The 17,477-nt window shown below is 61.1% G+C and carries 15 protein-coding genes; 9 read left to right on the forward strand and 6 right to left on the reverse strand.

Features of this window, described 5'->3' with window-relative positions:
- Positions 1–164 precede the first annotated feature (164 nt).
- Together GRAN_RS15385 and GRAN_RS15390 are read left to right on the forward strand one after the other, a co-directional pair.
- A complete protein-coding gene (locus tag GRAN_RS15385) occupies positions 165–2,348 on the forward strand; it encodes an outer membrane protein assembly factor BamB family protein (protein ID WP_128913868.1) in 2,184 nt (727 codons plus the stop codon).
- Between the two features lie 80 nt (positions 2,349–2,428).
- On the forward strand, positions 2,429–2,722 hold the full coding sequence (locus tag GRAN_RS15390; protein ID WP_128913869.1) for a DUF6582 domain-containing protein: 294 nt from the start codon (positions 2,429–2,431) through the stop codon (positions 2,720–2,722).
- A 26-nt stretch (positions 2,723–2,748) separates the two neighbouring features.
- Here GRAN_RS15390 and GRAN_RS15395 read toward each other — a convergent pair whose 3' ends face one another.
- Positions 2,749–4,551 (reverse strand): ABC-F family ATP-binding cassette domain-containing protein, encoded by a 1,803-nt coding sequence (locus GRAN_RS15395; protein ID WP_128913870.1) that lies wholly within the window; start codon positions 4,549–4,551, stop codon positions 2,749–2,751.
- Between the two features lie 209 nt (positions 4,552–4,760).
- Between GRAN_RS15395 and GRAN_RS15400 the strand changes: the two genes are divergently transcribed.
- Complete coding sequence (locus GRAN_RS15400; RefSeq protein WP_128913871.1) at positions 4,761–5,546, forward strand: hypothetical protein; 786 nt, start codon at positions 4,761–4,763, stop codon at positions 5,544–5,546.
- A gap of 51 nt (positions 5,547–5,597) precedes the next feature.
- On the opposite strand, the gene GRAN_RS15405 is transcribed toward GRAN_RS15400, so the two are convergent.
- From GRAN_RS15405 to bshC, 3 genes are all read right to left on the reverse strand, one after another.
- Positions 5,598–6,263: a class I SAM-dependent methyltransferase gene (locus GRAN_RS15405; protein WP_161570994.1), complete on the reverse strand. Its 666-nt coding sequence runs from the start codon at positions 6,261–6,263 to the stop codon at positions 5,598–5,600.
- A complete protein-coding gene (locus tag GRAN_RS15410; RefSeq protein WP_128913873.1) occupies positions 6,256–6,564 on the reverse strand; it encodes a hypothetical protein in 309 nt (102 codons plus the stop codon). Before GRAN_RS15410 ends, GRAN_RS15405 begins: the two co-directional genes overlap by 8 nt.
- Before the next feature lie 83 nt (positions 6,565–6,647).
- Positions 6,648–8,252, reverse strand: coding sequence for a bacillithiol biosynthesis cysteine-adding enzyme BshC (bshC, locus tag GRAN_RS15415; RefSeq protein ID WP_128913874.1), 1,605 nt, complete (start codon positions 8,250–8,252; stop codon positions 6,648–6,650).
- A 157-nt stretch (positions 8,253–8,409) separates the two neighbouring features.
- Here bshC and GRAN_RS15420 point away from each other — a divergent pair, with 157 nt between their 5' ends.
- The 4 genes from GRAN_RS15420 to GRAN_RS15440 all read left to right on the forward strand — a co-directional run bounded on the left by GRAN_RS15420 (position 8,410) and on the right by GRAN_RS15440 (position 12,827).
- A complete protein-coding gene (locus GRAN_RS15420) occupies positions 8,410–9,129 on the forward strand; it encodes an NUDIX hydrolase (protein ID WP_128913875.1) in 720 nt (239 codons plus the stop codon).
- 319 nt (positions 9,130–9,448) lie between these two features.
- The gene (locus GRAN_RS15425; protein ID WP_277751219.1) at positions 9,449–9,667 is read left to right on the forward strand and encodes a cold shock domain-containing protein; all 219 of its coding nucleotides are present in this window, start codon (positions 9,449–9,451) and stop codon (positions 9,665–9,667) included.
- 117 nt (positions 9,668–9,784) lie between these two features.
- The gene (locus tag GRAN_RS26335; RefSeq protein ID WP_241654668.1) at positions 9,785–11,755 is read left to right on the forward strand and encodes a PHP domain-containing protein; all 1,971 of its coding nucleotides are present in this window, start codon (positions 9,785–9,787) and stop codon (positions 11,753–11,755) included.
- A gap of 103 nt (positions 11,756–11,858) precedes the next feature.
- A complete protein-coding gene (locus GRAN_RS15440) occupies positions 11,859–12,827 on the forward strand; it encodes a DUF2076 domain-containing protein (protein WP_128913876.1) in 969 nt (322 codons plus the stop codon).
- A gap of 75 nt (positions 12,828–12,902) precedes the next feature.
- Here GRAN_RS15440 and GRAN_RS15445 read toward each other — a convergent pair whose 3' ends face one another.
- Positions 12,903–13,538 (reverse strand): TetR/AcrR family transcriptional regulator, encoded by a 636-nt coding sequence (locus GRAN_RS15445; protein WP_161570995.1) that lies wholly within the window; start codon positions 13,536–13,538, stop codon positions 12,903–12,905.
- Between the two features lie 58 nt (positions 13,539–13,596).
- On the opposite strand from GRAN_RS15445, the gene GRAN_RS15450 reads away from it, so the two are divergent.
- Positions 13,597–15,240, forward strand: a complete 1,644-nt coding sequence (locus GRAN_RS15450; RefSeq protein WP_161570996.1) for a DHA2 family efflux MFS transporter permease subunit — start codon at positions 13,597–13,599, stop codon at positions 15,238–15,240.
- A gap of 54 nt (positions 15,241–15,294) precedes the next feature.
- Positions 15,295–16,584: a hypothetical protein gene (locus GRAN_RS15455; RefSeq protein ID WP_128913878.1), complete on the forward strand. Its 1,290-nt coding sequence runs from the start codon at positions 15,295–15,297 to the stop codon at positions 16,582–16,584.
- Positions 16,585–16,676: 92 nt separating this feature from the next.
- Here GRAN_RS15455 and GRAN_RS15460 read toward each other — a convergent pair whose 3' ends face one another.
- Entirely contained in the window at positions 16,677–17,453 is a 777-nt protein-coding gene (locus GRAN_RS15460) for a 3-keto-disaccharide hydrolase (protein ID WP_128913879.1), read from the reverse strand.
- Positions 17,454–17,477 lie beyond the last annotated feature (24 nt).

The raw sequence follows: 17,477 nt of genomic DNA on the forward strand, positions 1-17,477 counted from the left end.
GCGGTATCTTCACGCTCGGCACAATGCCGGGATCCTGGTCTGGCTACCACAATGGGAACCGTCCTCCATCCGAGATAGGGTGAATCAAGCTGTAAGTCGCCGCTCAGTTGCCGCGGCTTGTGTCGTGGTGTAACGTGCGGTTTGGTCTGCGGGGAGACATTTCCATGCATCTTGGATTCATCGGCGCGAAGCAACGCATCACTCTCGCAGTCGCTGGCGCAGCGGCAGCCTGCGTTCTTGCCACCGGCGTAGGCCGCTGGCCTGCTTTCGTGCATGCCGCGGAGAAATCGAAGACAGGCGACTGGTCCGCATACAACGGCCAGGTCACCAATGATCACTACTCGCCGCTCGATCAGATTAACCGTGCCAACGCGCCTGGGCTCAAGGAAGCATGGCGTTACGATACCGGCGAGACCGGTGGGCTGCAGGACAATCCACTTGTCGTCGCGGGACGCATGTATGTGTACTCGCCGACCGAAAAGATCGTCGCCCTCGACGCCACGAGCGGGAAAGTCCTGTGGACCTTCGACTCGGGCACGCAGGCCCACCAGCCGAACCGCGGCATGTGCCTTTGGACGGACGGCAAGGAAAGCCGCCTGCTCGCGAGCATCCTGGACCACCTCTATGCGCTCGATCCCGCGACCGGTAAGGTGATTCCAGGCTTCGGCGAGAACGGCGCGGTCGATCTGCGCAAGGATCTTGGCGAGGCCGACTACACGAGCTCCTTCGCCGTGATGACCACGCCCGGAGTGCTCTACAAGGACATGATCATCACAGGCTTTCGTGCTCCGGAGGCTGTGCCCGCGCCGCATGGAGATATCCGAGCCTACGATGTCCACACCGGCAAGCTGCGCTGGTCGTTCCACACGATCCCTCATCCAGGCGAGCCCGGCTATGAGACGTGGCCAAAAGACGCCTGGAAGGTCACCGGGGCCGCGAACAACTGGGCCGGCATGGCGATCGACGAGAAGCGCGGCATCGTCTTCGCACCGACTGGCTCGGCTGTCACCGACTTCTACGGCTACGATCGCGTCGGCGAGGACCTCTACGCCAACACGCTCCTTGCGCTGGATGCCAACACCGGAAAGCGCATCTGGCACTTCCAGGGAGTGCATCACGACATATGGGACCGCGACTTCCCCTCCGCTCCCGCGCTCATCACCGTGCACCACAACGGCCAGCTCATCGACGCAGTCGCCCAGACGACGAAGCACGGATACCTTTTCCTCTTCGAACGCGCCACCGGCAAGCCGCTCTTCCCAATCAAGGAACTTCCGTTCCCGCCAAGCGATGTTCCCGGCGAAGTCGCTTCACCGACACAACCTCTTCCATCGATCCCCGAGCCATACGCGCGTCAGAAGCTGACTGCCGGCATGCTCACCCAGCGAACCCCAGAGGCGCACGCGTGGGCGGTCGAGAACTTCAAGGACATGCGCAGCGACGGACAGTTCGTGCCGCTCTCGCTTGGAAAGCAGACAATCGTCTTCCCCGGCTTCGATGGAGGAGCAGAATGGGGCGGACCTGCCGTCGACCCACACTCCGGCGTGATCTTCATCAACGCCAACGACATCGCGTGGACAGGCGGACTCACACCGAACGAGCAGGCAAAGTCACCCGGTGAAGCGACCTATATGAGCCAGTGCTCAGGCTGCCATGGACCCAACCGGCAGGGATCGCCTCCAGCCTTTCCTTCGCTGATCGATGTACATAAGAGGCTGACTGATGCGCAGATCGCCGACGTCGTCCACCAGGGCCGCGGGCGCATGCCGTCCTTCCCCGGTATCGACCAGCAACACCTCGCGACGTTGCTGACTTTCAGCGATGCAGGCCCGCTGCCCGAAGGTGCCAGCAAGGCCAAGGTAGAAGAAGCATCCTCGAAGCACGAGGCAGAATCGAGTGGGAGCCCGGCCGATCCTGCTCCCTATCGCTTCACCGGCTATCGACGGTTCGTCGACCCGGAGGGCTACCCTGCGATCGTCCCGCCGTGGGGTACGCTGAACGCTATCGATCTGAACACCGGCAGGTACCTCTGGAAGGTTTCGCTGGGCGAATATCCTGAGCTGACCGCAAAAGGAGTCAAGCCCACCGGCTCCGAGAACTATGGCGGCCCGGTCGTGACAGCGGGCGGACTCGTCATCATCGCGGCCACGGTCTACGACCACACCATCCGTATCTTTGACAGCAGCAGCGGCAATCTACTCTGGAAGGCGGACCTGCCCTTCGCGGGCGTAGCCACTCCCTCGACGTACATGGTGGACGGCAAGCAGTACATCGTTATCGCCACAAGCAATCAGCGCACACCGGACAAGCCGCAGGGAGCGGTCTATGTCGCTTTCGCCTTGCCGTAGCCGAAGGCACTTGCCAACACTGGCGGGCAGACCTACATCTAACTCCAAGGAGCGGACGATTTCGCTATAAGGAGATCCCGATGACCACAGCGTCAAAAACCCACGGCACGCTCGACGCCAAAGACCGCAACAGTCTTTCCGATACCACCTACGCCTTCCCCGCGAAGCGCAAGGAACCACTCACCGACGCATCCCACGTCCGCAACGCCATCGCGCGCTTCGATCAAACAAAGGGCGTCACCGATGAGGAGCGCGCGGAGGCCTTCAAGAACATCAAGGCCGCCGCGAAGAAGTTCAACGTGGAGATGACCGAGACCAGTTGGCACCAACTTGGTAAGAAGCCGCACACGTCAAACTCAGCCCACGCAAAGTAGTGGTCCGTGTTGACGGAGAAGGCGAGCTAACCCGCCTTCTCCGTCAACTCCGCCCACCTTGCATAGAGCCCATCCGCGATCTCTTGAGCCTGCTCCATCTCGTGCAGTGCAGCCGTCAGAGCCACGGCGTTCGTCGCAACGTCCGGATCGTCAAGCACGTCACGCGCTGCGTTCAAACGGTCTTCCGCAGCCTCGACCGCAGCCTCGATACCCGCATACTCCCGCGCCTCGAGATACGAGAGCTTCTTCTTACCAGAGCCCTTACCCTCACCCCCGCCGGTAGAAGCCTCGGCCTTCTCTTCGATAGCTTCCTCACCGCCGCTTCCCTTCCACTGCTCCCACTGCGAGTAGTCTCCGAAGCGGCCGGCGCCACCCTTGCCGTCGAGCCCAAGCACCACGGTTGAGACGCGATCCAACATGTAGCGATCGTGCGTTACCAGAACAAGCGCTCCGGTGTACTCAAGCAGGCTCTCTTCGAGAATCTCGAGCGTCGCAATATCCAGATCGTTCGTAGGCTCATCCAGCAACAAGAGATCCGCGGGTTCAAGCATCAGCTTCGCGATCAACACGCGCGCCCGTTCTCCTCCGCTCAGCCTCTCCACCTGCTGGTTCAACTGCTCCGAGGTGAACATAAACTTCGCTGCATAACTCGCCACATGTACGACACGTCCCTGGTAGACGACAGAATCCGCATCGGGAGCGAGCGCCCTGCGCAGCGTCACCTTCTCATCCAGCTCGCGCATCTGCGAAAAGTAGACGATCTTCAGCGAAGCCGCCTTCTTGATAGTCCCCGAGGTCGGCTCAAGTTCCCCGGTCAGTAGACGCAGAAGCGTCGTCTTACCGCTCCCGTTCGGTCCCACGAGACCGACACGTACGCCGTTCGCGAAGAGGAAGTTCAACCCCTCGACGATCGTCTTGTCGCCGAGCACAACTGACACATCCTCCAGTTCGACGAGCCGCTTCGTCTGCCGCTCGGTCGCCGAGAAATCGATACCCGCCGTAGAGGTCTGCGTTCGCTGGTTTACTTCCTTCAGCTGCCCGATGAGGTCGTGCGCATTGTCAATACGAGCCTTGGCCTTGGTTGCGCGCGCCTTGGGTCCGCGCCGCAGCCACTCGATCTCCGTCTTCACCCGATTCTTCAGCGCGTCCTGCAGCTTCGTCTGCGCCTCGAGGTAAAGCTGCTTGCCCTCGATGAACTTTGAGTAGGTCCCCTTCACCCGCAGCAAACCATCCGCATAAACGCGGTTCAGTTCGACCATCTCGGTCGCGACGTTTTCCAGAAAGTAACGATCGTGGCTGATGATCACCTGCGCGAACGGCGCCTGCACGAGCATCTCCTCAAGCCAGGTAATCCCCGCCAGGTCAAGATGGTTCGTCGGCTCATCCAGCAGAAGCACATCCGGCCCCGTCACCACGGCCTCGGCAATCGCAAGCCTCTTACGCCAACCACCGCTCAGCTTCGCCGCTTCGGCCTCAAGACTGGGAAAACCGGTGCGGCCCGACGTCTCACGAATGCGCCCCTCACGTTCTGCCTCGGTCACCCCGGCGCGAATAAGCGCCGCTTCGAGCACGTCCCGCACCGTGAGCCCGGCAGCGAAGTTCGACTCCTGCTTCACGTACCCTACACGAGCGCGCTTCCGCATCGCGACTTCCCCGGCATCCGGCTCTTGGTCACCGGCGAGCACGGACAGCAACGTAGACTTCCCCGCGCCGTTGGGACCAATCAATCCAATACGGTCTCCATCGGACACAGTAAAACCAATCTCATCGAACAAGGCATTCGCGCCAAAGGACTTTGTCAGCCCTTGCGCGTTCAAAATAGGAGGCATACCCCAGTTTACCGCGACGAACCCCCCGCCTGTTCCTCTGACGTGAAGCTGTCACCCTTTGTGGGATTGACTTCCGTAAAAAAACCGATAACCGTGCAAAAAACCGTTGCCCGCTCGTGTGCGTAGCAGTAGCATGAGCACCTTAGCCAACAGCACTTCCTCCTTGCGGTCAACCGGAAGGAAGGCCCAAGTTCCAAGGAGACCCTAGTATGCCGCGCAATCTCACGCTCGCTTCGGCCACGTTTCTAGTTTTTCTCGCCGCCACCCCCGTCATCGCGCAGGTTGCCGCGCCGCCAGCAGCGGGCCCCGCCGACGGCATCACGATGGAGATGATGCCGATCAGCGCTGACCAGATCAAATCCTGCCGCGATCAGGCTAGTAGCCAACTCGCCTCCGAACAGGACACCCTCCACAAGCGAGAGCACGGTCAGGATAACGACAAGATGAAACAGGGCGCCGTTACGGGCATCACCGGGGCCGCCACGAGCGCCATCTCCCGCAACCGCGGCTACGGCTGGTGGGGCGGCAACAACAACGGCGCTCAGACCGCTGCTGCGACCGGAGCCACCCAGCGCACCGACCGTAACAGCGAAGCCGTAGCCAGCACTACCGGCATCGGGCAGGATGTCGGCAAGGATGCCTATTCGCAGTGTGTCGCAGGCATCAAGGGACCCGAGTACGTTCATTTCCGCCAGACCGGCAAGATCGTGGCCTTCACCGGCTCCGCTCCGGACTCCAGCCCAACCCCCGCCATGGCTGCAGCCGCGACCCCGGCACCTCTCCCCTCCACTGCTTCACCCGTGCAGGATGAGGGCGACGGGAAGCACTTTCTCCTTACTGCTCCCGGTCAGACCGACGCGCGCGAGGTTACGGCGCTTCCCGGCATGAAGAATGCGTACGTTGAAGAAGTCACTGGAGATAAGTACTTCGTGCTTGGTGATGGTTCGGTCAAGCGCGTCGCCAAGGCAGGCGGACTAAAGACCGCCTCGAAGTAGTCGTGGAGCGTGTAACGCGACACAGCCCGTCGCGGGGGCTGTGTCGGCTTGCTATTCCGGCTTCGTTGCCGTCAGGATCATGCTCTTCCAAAGAAATGGGATCCGGCCCGATCCGGCGATTTGGATCGCTACAAACCCCGCTCGGTGCACCGCTTCCGCAAACGTCCTCTCGCTATAGAAGCGAATATGGCCGCCAAGCCCAAGCGCATTGGTGTGCTCGTCCCAACCATCCGTCAGCGACAGGGCAAGGTTCTTCAAATACCCGTGATAAGGCGTGCTACACAGAAACATTCCGCCCGGCTTCGTTGCCACAAAGCACCCTTTCAGAAAGCTCACCGGGTCATAGAGATGCTCGATGACCTCAACGCTATACACGAGATCGAACGGGTCCTCGTTCAGGTTGGTCAGAACATCCGCATCCGCCGGCAGAACTTCGAAGTGCCCTTCCGGCGTCGTCTGTCGCGCGATCTCCACCCCTCCGCGCGACATATCGACTCCCGCCACACGATGGCCCATCCTTGCGAATTCATGCGTCAGCGAACCGTTTCCACAGCCAACATCAAGCACCCGAGATCCGGGTTTCAGCTCCGCGCACAGGTGCCTGATATCTGGAAGAACATATCGATGGCACCCCCGCAGTTCGGGATGAGTGTAGATGCTCGACTCTTTGAATGCGGCCGTCCTCGGAGGCGGGGACTCATGGTCCGCGCTAGTCAAGATCGAACTCCCGCAGCGGCCTCTCGGTCAGCGGACTCTCCTTCGCCTTCTTCACCGCCTCGGCGAACTTCTTCGCGAGCACATCATCTTTATTCTTCTGCGCATCGACCGACTGCCGAAACAGGCTGTCCCGCCTCTGGTCGGCTTCGCGCAGCGCTGCCGCGGCTTCAGTGAAGTCCTCGAACATCCGCTTGCGTGGAGCTGGCACGTGGCCAATCACCGACCGCGTCACCGGATCGATCTTGATCATCGAGCCGCAATCTGGACAACTTACCTCGAACGCCTCGTCACTGAGCCCCATAACGGTCCACCTCCACCGCCATAGTGTACGACCCTGAGGCCGTTCCCTGTCCTCCCGGAGGCGTTCGTCGTCCTGCAGCGAGACTAAAGTCTCACCACTACGTGCCCACCACAGGCGTCGGCCGCCTCGGTCACGAGCCGCTCGACCAGGCCATCTCCATATCGCGCCAGGAACCATGCCCCGGCAACCACTCGCTCCTGCGGATGTCCATTCGGAAAGAGATTCAGCGCGAGAGCGTCCGCATGCTTCCGCAGACTCGCTTCCTTCTGCAACTCGAACGTCGCCGCCATCCTGCGCAGCCGGTTCATCTGGTAGCGCATCTTCGAGCCCGAAACCATTGCCGACCGCCCAAGACTCTCATCCATCGCCGAAAGGTACTCGGTAAGCGCCGTCAACTCCGCATCCATCGCATTCCCGACAGCCGCCAGCTTTCGCTTGCCCGCGATCGGCATCGCCCGTGCGCCCAGCCTCTGCGCCAGTTCTTCGGGCGTCGTCATCACACCGATCACGCGAAGCTCATGCTGATCGAGCACCGCAGCCATCGCCGGCTCAACCAGCGTTGCGGAGAAGCGCGCAAGCACTGGGGTCACCCGTCCAAGCACAGCCTCGTAGACCGCCGCGCTCTGGGCAAAGTACGCCACCTCCGCCGGGCCACCGACGTAAGCCGCGGTCGGCAGAATCACATCCTGAAACACCGGTCGCAGAAGCGCATTCGGACTGATCCGTTCGGGAGCAGCCTCGAGGATCGCAAGCAGGTCATCGGCCGAGTAGGCCTTGCCACCGGCCTTCCACTCGCCGTTGGCCGACCGCCGCAGCGCCGACCGTGCGCCCGTTGACTCGTCTACTAGAAAGAGCAACGAGTGCCCCGGAACGACGAGCACCTGCGCATGGTATCCCGCACCTTCAAGCTCGGCTGTCCGCTTCAGCAGTGCAGCCTCAAGCTCCGCCGCATGCTCGATCGCGTACCGCAGCGCCTGCTTTCCGAGAGCATGAAACTCTCGCCCCGCGGCATCAAGCACGATCAGCCCCTGCGCTTCGAAGAGCTTTGTCATCCACCGCGCGAACGCCCCACCAAGCGTAGCCGTATATCCCTCGCGCGAGACGTAACACTCACGCAGCACATCGCATACGGGGCTCCACTCCAGAAGCTCGCACGCCCGCTCCAGAACTGCCTCGATCTCGGCCCCAAGCACGACTCCGCCAACCTCGACCGGCGCATCCGTCTTCAACCCTGCCTTCAGCCTCTCGAGTGTATGCTTCGTCGGTAGCGACACCTGATCGACTTCTTCCAGGTCATGATCCTCGGTCGCCAACCAGAACACCGGCACATGCGGAACGCCCGTCTGATCCGTCGCCTGCTTCGCCCGCGCCACGGCAGTAGCAGCCTTCAGGAGCGTCAGCAACGGCCCGCCGAACAGTCCCACCTGCTGTCCCGTCACCAGCGCCCGAGCGCCTCCACGCAGACGTTCAATGTTCTCAAACACCGCCTCGCCCGCGCCGAACTCCTTCGCCTGAGCCGCGAGAGCATTCGCCAGACGGTCCGGATCGCTCACAGCCGCGGCGGCGTAGCCGGTCCCGTACCAGCTCCGCACCGGAGCGTCCTCGGCAAGCTGCCCCATTCCCAAAAAATCGGCAAAGAGCCGCGAGGTGTGCGGCAACGCGGTCATCGGGAAACATTCACTGCTCATCCTTACCCTCACTCAACAAGTACGCATCCGGCCCGGTACAAACGGACAACTCCCGCTCACCTCTGAAAAGACGATCCCGGTGTTGAAGCGTATGGAAGCCGTTCGAAGGTTGGATGCCCGATCTTCACCACCCGACGCAGAATGATACCGTACCCCTATGGCCACCAAGAAAAAGACCGCCGCCAAAAAGCTGCCCGCCAGAAAAATCGTGTCCCCTCCCGGGACCCCCGCCAAAGCCGTGAAGAAACCGAAGACCGCGAAGTCTCTCCCTGCATCGGTCGCCGCCGATTCGAAGACCTCAACCAAGAAGGCGACCCGCCGTCGCAAAGCTCAACTCCTTTCAAGCAAACTCTCGTACAAGGGCCGGGTCTTCAGCGTCTATACCGACAAGGTGATCGAACCCAGCGGCGTCACCAGCACTCGCGACGTCATCCACCACAACGGCTCCATCGTGGTCTTGGCCGTAGACGCGACCAAGAACCCCGCTGACCCCGACGTTATTCTCATCCGCCAATACCGCCACGCCGCCGGACAATACCTCCTCGAACTCCCAGCCGGACGCATTGAGCCGAACGAGCGTCCGCTCGCCGCCGCCAAGCGCGAGATGATCGAAGAGACGGGCTTCCGGGCCCGCAAGTGGACCAGCCTTATCCGCTACTACGCAAGCCCAGGCTTCCTCGGCGAGTGGATGGAGATCTACCTCGCCGAAAACATCACCGCCGGCGAAGCCCAGCCCGAGGCGGACGAAGACATCGAGATCGTACGGCTCACGCTATCAGAGGCTATGAAGCTCGTCGCTGGGAACAAGATTCACGACGGAAAGACCCTTATCGGACTATCGCTCTTCGCCGCTTCACGGAGACTCGCTCACCCGTAGCTTTGGATCGAAGCGCATGACGACTCAACAAGGAGCGGCAAAGCGGCGGAATCGTTTTTTCCGATGCTGTCCCCAAGCAAACACAGGTGATGGCCCACCGGAACCCATCGGCATGTGGATCTTTCACCACATCGAACGTTTTTCTTTTCGCTATTTGTTAGACGAATTTCGCCGAATACGTTATGTCGTGCAGAAGACAGAAGAAGCTCACGCGGGAACCCTAATCTTCATCCATTAGGACTGGCAGCTAAGTTTTATGACTGCTGATCCTACTCCGTGCGCCCAAGGGACACGGAGAGGGCCCCCAGGGAGAACGAATATGTCGATGTACAAAGGTGAAGTCAAGTGGTTCAACAACGCAAAGGGATACGGATTCCTCGGCCGAGAGGGTGGCGCCGATGTTTTCGTGCACTACAGCTCCATCCAGCTGGACGGCTACAAAAGCCTGAAAGAGGGTGACAAGGTCGCCTTCGACATCATCCAGGGAACAAAAGGTCCCCAGGCGGACCAGGTAGTCCGGATCAGCGATGCCGTCTAGGTCGCGACCCTCCTTTCGCTGATTTTGTGATGTGTGGTTTCCCTTGACTCCAGTGCGAACAAACCAAATCCCCATGCATACTGATTGAAGGCCGAGAACCTGCGGCCTTCAATCGCTATGGATAACATCACGCTCGCCCGCCTCCTCGACGAAACCGCCGCCCTCCTCGAAATCGATGGTGCCGATCCCTTCCGTATCCGCTCCTACCGAAGAGCGGCTGAAGCCGTCGAACAGCAAACCACCCAGCTAGCGACCCTCGCCACCCCTGAAGCTGACCCAAAACTCCTTCTTGCTATCCCTGGCATTGGCAAAGGGATGGCCGCGAACATCCGTGACCTCGTCGCCACTGGATCCATGCCGCTCCGCACGGAACTCCTCCAGAAGTATCGTCCAACCATGCTCGAGCTTCTCCGCCTGCCCGGCATGGGGCCAAAGTCGGTCGCCCTCATCTGGTCCGCCCTGCAGGTCGCCGACATCGATGCGTTGGAGACCGCTGCAAAGGCCGGCCACCTGAATAAACTCCCGCGCATGGGCGAGAAGTTCACCGCCAAGCTTCTCAAAGGCATCGAGGACCACCGCAAGAACTCCTCCCGATTCCGCATCGACCACGCCCGCGACTTCGCCGAGCGCATTGCCACTCTCATTCTTGCCTTCCCGGGGATCGAAACCGTCACGCCCGCTGGCAGCCTTCGCCGTGGCCGCGAGACGGTCGGCGACCTGGACCTCCTCGCAACCGGCCCGGCCTGCGAGCCGGACGTCGTCGCCGCCGCCGTCGAGTACGTCGCCACCCTTCCCCTCATCGATAAGCTCCACGCCCGGGGCCAGAACAAAGTCACCTTCACCCTCCGCAACAACCTCCAGGTCGACGTCCGCCTCCTACCCCGCGCCAGCTATGGAGCTGCCCTCCAGTACTTCAGCGGATCCAAGATGCACAATGTCGCTCTTCGCCAGCGCGCTATCAAACGGGGCCTGACGCTCAGTGAGTACGCCCTCCTCCGCCTGGAAGACAACGTCATCGTAGCCGCCGCCAGCGAAGCTGACATCTATAACGCCCTCGACCTCGACTACATCGCCCCCGAACTTCGCGAAAACTCAGGCGAACTCGAAGCCGCCGCCACCCACACCCTCCCGAATCTCATCACCCTCGCCGACATCCGCGGCGACGTCCACATGCACACCACCGAGACCGACGGCACCCGGACCATCCGCGAGATGGCCGAAGCTGCCATCGCCCGTGGCCTCCGCTACATCGCCATCACTGACCACTCCAAGAACCTCGCCATGACCAACGGCATGGACGACGCGAGGGCCTTAGCCCACGCAAAACGCGTCCGCGAGGTGAATGACCAGCTAGCCGAAGAGTTCGCCGCAGGCAAAGGCCCCCAATGGGCCGCCTGGGAATCCTACGAAAAGAGCCAGGGTGCCCCATCCTCACCGACTGGTTCACCGTCGGTTCGGGTGGGAACGTACGAAGCCGATCCCGGGGGCCCTTCACCCTCTAACCAAACCACCCACGACCCACGCATAGCCCTGCCACCCCACTACTCCCAACTCCCCTACCACCGCCCCATGGAGCCCTTCCGCATCTTCACCGGCATCGAGGTCGACATCCTCGCCGAGGGCCAGCTCGACCTCGAAGACGAAACCCTCGCCCAGCTCGACATTGTGATCGCCAGCGTCCACTCCCGTTTCGATCAGCCCGAAGCCCAGATCACTGAGCGCATCCTCCGCGCCATCGAGAACCCCTGGACCCGAGTCCTCGGCCACCCCACAGGCCGCAAGGTGCTGAAGCGCGACCCCTACGCCGTCAACGTCGACACTATCCTCCGCCGCGCAGCCGAGCTTAGCGTAGCCGTGGAACACAACGCCGCCCCGGCCCGCGCTGACCTCATGGACACCCACCTGAAACTAGCCAAGGAGCTTGGCTGCAAGATCTCCGTTAACACCGACGCCCACGCCATTGAAGAGCTCGACTACATGCAATATGGCATCACCCAACTCCGCCGCGCGTGGCTCACGGCCGGCGACATCCTGAACACCCTCGCCACTCCAGATGACTTCCTCGCCGCCCTCCGCCCCAAGCCATAATCTGGAACCAACCTGCCACGTGTAACGTACCTACGACCGGCGCCACCACCTTCTACCCAAAACCCGCGTCCAACCACAAGCAACGCCGAACCGAGGCAAACACATGACCGCGCAAGAACAGCAACTCCTCCAGGGTCTCACCGATCGCATCAGCAAGACCCCCCTCGACGAGAAGGATCCCGAAGCCGAGCAGTACCTTCAGCAGACCCTCGGCCGCAACCCGGATGCCCTCTACATCCTCGCCCAGACCGTCCTCGTCCAGCAGTACGCCCTCGACAACGCCCAGAAGCAACTCGCCGACCTCAAAACCCAACTCGAAGACACCCGGACTCAACTCGATGAAGCCCAGCAGCAGGCTCAGCGTGCCGTCCAGCAGCAGGTCCCGCAGCCGAAGCACACCAGCTTCCTCGGCAACCTGCTCGGCATGAAGGACGACGACGCTCTGCCCCCACCGCCGCAGACCCAGTACGCGCCGGTCCAGCAAGGTCCGCGCCCCGGCTCCTTCGCTTCCAACCAGCAGCAATACAGCGCCCCACCGCCTCCGCCCTACGCCCAGCCTCAGTACGCTCCCCAATATGGAGCTCCGCAGTATGCCCCGCCGCAATACGGAGCGCCGCAGTACGGAGCCCCACAGTACGCACCACCGTCACAGGGCGGAAGCTTCCTCCGCTCGGCCGCAACCACGGCTGCGGGCGTCGCTGCCGGAGCCATCGCCTTCGAAGGCATCGAGAGCCTCGTTCACGGCTTCGAGCACAACGGTGGGCAAAGCATGGGCAGCTTCGGAGGAAATCCGTCTCCCCGAGAAGAGATCATCAATAATTACTATGGCGACTCATCCCCGTCTGAGCATCACTCCGACCATCTGTCGCCGGACATCGAAGACCGCCGCAACGACACCCGCCAGTTTGCAGACTCCGGCGCCTCGAATAACACCCCGGTCCAGGACGACGACAACAACGACTTCTCTGACAACACACCCGCGCAGGACGACGATAACAACGACTTTGCCGACACGTCATCGAATGACGACTACTCCGGCAACGATGATGACAACAACGACTTCAACAGCTAAAGAAAATAACCAGAATCACCATGCCTCATGCTTCGCAAGTCGATGCGTGAGGCATTCCTTTTGCCCGTCACGCGGCTAAATACCAGTCCCGGCCCTCAATCCCGCCCACAGGAATTCAGTAAGAAAGCGCGTGTCTTCCTCCGCCCCGCGCCCCTCGGAGAAGACCCTCCGCTCATTGACCCCGCGAATCGCATCCATGACCGCCCACGCCGCCGCGGCATAGTCCTGCTCCGGAATCTCCCCGGCCCGCGCCCCTTCCTCAAAGATCGAAGCTAGATAAACCACCACCACCCTCTGCCACCCGATGCTCCGCGCCCGATGCTCCCCATCCCGACTCGAGTTCAGGATGACTCGGTAAAGCGTCTGCTGCTCATCCCAAAACGCGATCCGCACTCGCACAAACGCCGCCAGCTTTCCCGCCACTGTCGATTCCCGCTCCACGTGTTCTGCCGTCAGCGCCGCCACCTCAGCCAGCGCACGCTCCACCGTCGTGACGTACACCTCGTCCTTTGACTCAAAGTAGAGGTAGAGAGTTCCCTTCGCGACCCCTGCCGCCGCCGCAATCTCTTCCATTTTCGTTGCTTCGAAGCCCTTTTCCCCAAAGACCCGCGTCGCCGCGGCCAGGATCTCGCCACGCCGAAACTCCACTACCATCTTCTGCTTCCTGTCCGGATCGATTGCGGTCGTCATCGACACAAGGATAAACTGCATCCAGATGACTCACCAGTCATCAAAGAGAACAGCAGGTCACAATACCCGCCCTGACACTATGACCACCGTACTCGAAGAACCCGCTCTCGTCCCCGCCGAGGATTCCCTGCGCGACATCGCGCCCCCGTTCGACAACGAGCGCACCCCCGAGCCGCGCGTCTTCAACCCCTGGATCGTCGCCCTCGTCGTCACCATCGGCACCTTCATGGAGGTCCTGGACACCTCCATCGCCAACGTCGCGCTCCCTCACATCTCCGGAAGCCTCTCCGCCTCGCAGGACGAGGGCGCCTGGGTCCTCACCAGCTATCTCGTCGCCAACGCCATCGTCCTCCCCATCAGCGGCTGGCTCTCCTCCCTCATGGGCCGCAAGAACTTCTACCTTATCTCCGTCTTCTTCTTCACCGTCTTCTCCGCCCTCTGCGGTCTCGCTCCCACCCTGGGCATGTTGATCCTCTTTCGTGTCGCCCAGGGTCTCGCCGGCGGTGGTCTCCAACCCTCCGTCCAGGCCATCCTCGCCGATACTTTCTCCCCCCAGAAACGCGGCATGGCCATGGCGCTCTACACCGTGGCCATCCTCGTAGCCCCCGTCCTCGGCCCCACCCTCGGCGGCTGGATCACCGACAACTACTCCTGGCGCTGGATCTTCTACATCAACATCCCCGTCGGCATGATCTGCGTCTTCCTCACGCGCATGGTCCTCGAAGATCCGCCCCACATGAAGGAAGCCAAGGCCAAGGCCCGCACCCAGAAGGTCGACTGGCCCGGTCTCGGCTTCATCGCCATCGGCCTTGCCACCCTCGAGATCATTCTCGACAAGGGCCAGGAGCTCGACTGGTTCGGCTCGCCCTTCATCGTCACCTTCGCCATCATCTGCGTCATCTCGCTCACCGGCTGCATCCTCTGGGAGCTCCACGTCAAGGCTCCCGTCGTCAACCTGCGCCTGCTCAAGGAGCGCAACTTCCTCTTCTGCTGTCTCATCATCCTCGGCCTCTACGCGGTCCTCTACGCGACGACTTACCTCCTGCCCCTCTACATGCAGCAGATGATGGGCTACGACGCCACCACCTCCGGCCTCGCGCTCTCACCCTCCGGCCTCTTCACCATGCTCGAAGTCCCGATCGTCGGCTACGTCCTGACGAAGGGCTACGACCCACGCAAGATGGTCTTCTCCGGCATGATCCTCATCGCCTCCTCCTGCTGGTGGATGTCGTCGATGAACCTGGACGTCGCCGAGATGAACCTGATCGTCCCCCGCATCGTGCAGGTCCTCGGCCTCGGACTCATCACCGTCCCGGTCAGCACTATGGTCTTCCGCTTCATCCCCAAAACCGAAAGCTCGCAGGGCGCAGGCCTCTACGCCCTCGTCCGCAACGAAGGCGGAAGCCTCGGCATCGCGCTCGTCAGCACCATGCTCCAGCGCCGCGCGCAGCTCTTCCAGCAGACCATAGGCCGCAACTTGACCTCATCGAGCGGAGCCGTCCAGCAGTTCGTCGCCGCGCAGGTGGCAGCCCCCGGAGCCGCCGCCGACAACCGCTACCACGCCCTCGCCCTCCTCTACACCCAGATGCAGCGCCAGGCCCTTCTCCTCGCCTATATGGACCAGTTCCGCATGCTCTGCGGCATCATGCTCTGCATGCTCCCGCTGGTCTTCTTCCTCAAGCGCCCACCAGTGCAGAAGCACATCGAGCTCGAAGCGCACTAAGCTTCTCGCCGCTGCACTTCTAGAAGGGCTGCTTGCGGTTAGACTCTTTATGGCATGACCAAATCGACGTTTTACGATCTTTTTCTGCTCTTCCTTTTTGCATTGATGCTGCCCTTTGAAGCGAGAGCCGAAGCAGATCCGAATATCCCTGTCGCGTCCGGATACGTGACGTGGCTCGATGCCTCTGGTGCGTTCGCGGTTAACGGATACAAGGTCCAGCTCGGCCCGAGCACCGTCTTTAACCGAGTCTTCGGCCCGAATTTACAGATGGTGACGCGGACGAATCCTTACCCTCCATACCTCGGAGAGAGGATCGACGTATTCGGTAAGCTGGGTAAGAAGCATAGTGTCCTCGCCGAACGAATCGTCCTTCAGGCCGGAAACTCCGACGTGAGCGGTCGAGCGATCATCGATCGTCTCCCGCAGGGAAAGGAGGCAGATGGCGCCGGAGTCCGGATAGTGCGTGCGGATGGCTACCTGCTTCGGTTGACGAACAAGACCAAACTGACGTTCAGCCCTCCATTAGCTTCAATCGGCGACCTCGACACAAATCTCTGGATCGAATATCACGGCGCACGGGATAAGTCCGGGCAAGTCATTGTGGACCACGCGCTATTGAGCACGAACTTAATCAACGCATCGGAAGACAAACTTCGGGAGAAGAACGAATACGACCCGGCAGAGATCGACGACGGTGACAGGCAGGGTTTCTTGAGTAAACACGTGCTTGGGATGGACCCGCGGCGCATTCCGGCCTATGTGGACAAACCGATGCAGGAGAGGATTGATCGGATTGGCAAGAGTCTGATTCCCGCGTACCAGCGATCGCTGCCAGCAAGCGATGAGACGAAGATAGAGTTTCGCTTTCAATTGATCGACGATCATGGTTCGTTCTCAGGTATCACACTCCCAAGCGGAGTGATCCTCATTCAGAGGACGGCAGTCGAACGGCTGACAGACGACTCGCAGCTTGCGGCAGTGATCGCCGACTACATGGCTGGAGCCATTGAGAAGGGCGAGTTCCGCTTTGCGCCTGCGAAGCAGAAGTTGCTCGCCGCAGATGCAGTGGGTGCCGGGGCCGGACTCCTCATCCCTGGGTTCTCGCTGGCAACGACCCTTACTACCGCACAAGTTGGAGCCCATCTTCTGCTTCTTCAGCAGAGACAAAGGAGCCGGGTAAGTTTGTTCCTGATGGAGGACGCCGGTTACGACAAGAGCCAGGCTCCAATCGCCTGGTGGCTCCTTGCGTCAAAAAAGACGAAGCCAATTGACGAAATCAACGTACCGGAGCGGTCCAAGACACTGTACGAGGCGCTGGGAACGACCTTTCATCCACAGACGTAGGAGGGACGATTAGTTGGAGTAAGTAACGTATATCCGCGTCCACCATAAGCAACTCGGTCTAAACCCGCGACGTCGTTACCTATCAAGATGTCTTACTCCCCCGCCGTGTTTTCCTTCGTCTCCCGAATCTTAATATTCCGGAACCAAACCGGAAACCCATGGTCCTGCAGCAGGAGGTATCCACTCGCCGACTGACCGTAGCTCGGGAAAACGTGGTATTTGCTCTCCGCAAGGATCGCCTTGAACTCCGGCGAGTCGCGGTCGTACTCCAGCACCTTCGCCCCGTTCAGCCAGTGCTCGCCATGCTTCCCGCGCACCACGATCCGGGCCGTGTTCCACTCGCCGACAGGCTTGATCGGCTTGTCGGCAGCGGCCGGAATCATGTCATACAGCGAAGCAACGGTGCGGTCACCATTCTTGCCTCGCTTCGCATCCGGGTGCAGCGCGTCGTCCAGTATCTGGTACTCGAACCCAATGGGGGAGCCGTGGCCATTCTTCCACGGCATCAGGTCCAGGTCGACGAAGTACATGATCCCCGAGTTCGCTCCCGGAGACGTCTTGAAATCCACCGACAACTCAAAGTCCGAGTAGACCCGCGTCGTCACAATGTCGCCGCCGTTGCCCGACTCTTCCCCACCCGTCTCCGTCACCGTGATGGTGCCGTCCTTCACCGCCCAACCGGTTGTCGGAAAGCCACCCCCACGCGCACTCCTCCAGCCGTCGGTCGTCTTTCCGTCGAAGAGCAGTCGCCAGCCATCAGCCTTTTCCTTCGGCGTGAGCGTGTTCGCCGTCTGTGCGGAAGCGAAAGACACGAAGAGAGAGAAACCCAGGGCAGCGAGAACAAAGGCCTTTTTCATACGCAACAGCATAGCTGTTCTTCGTTGTGCGCAGAA

The sequence above is a fragment of the Granulicella sibirica genome, from assembly GCF_004115155.1.
Taxonomy (GTDB): domain Bacteria; phylum Acidobacteriota; class Terriglobia; order Terriglobales; family Acidobacteriaceae; genus Edaphobacter; species Edaphobacter sibiricus.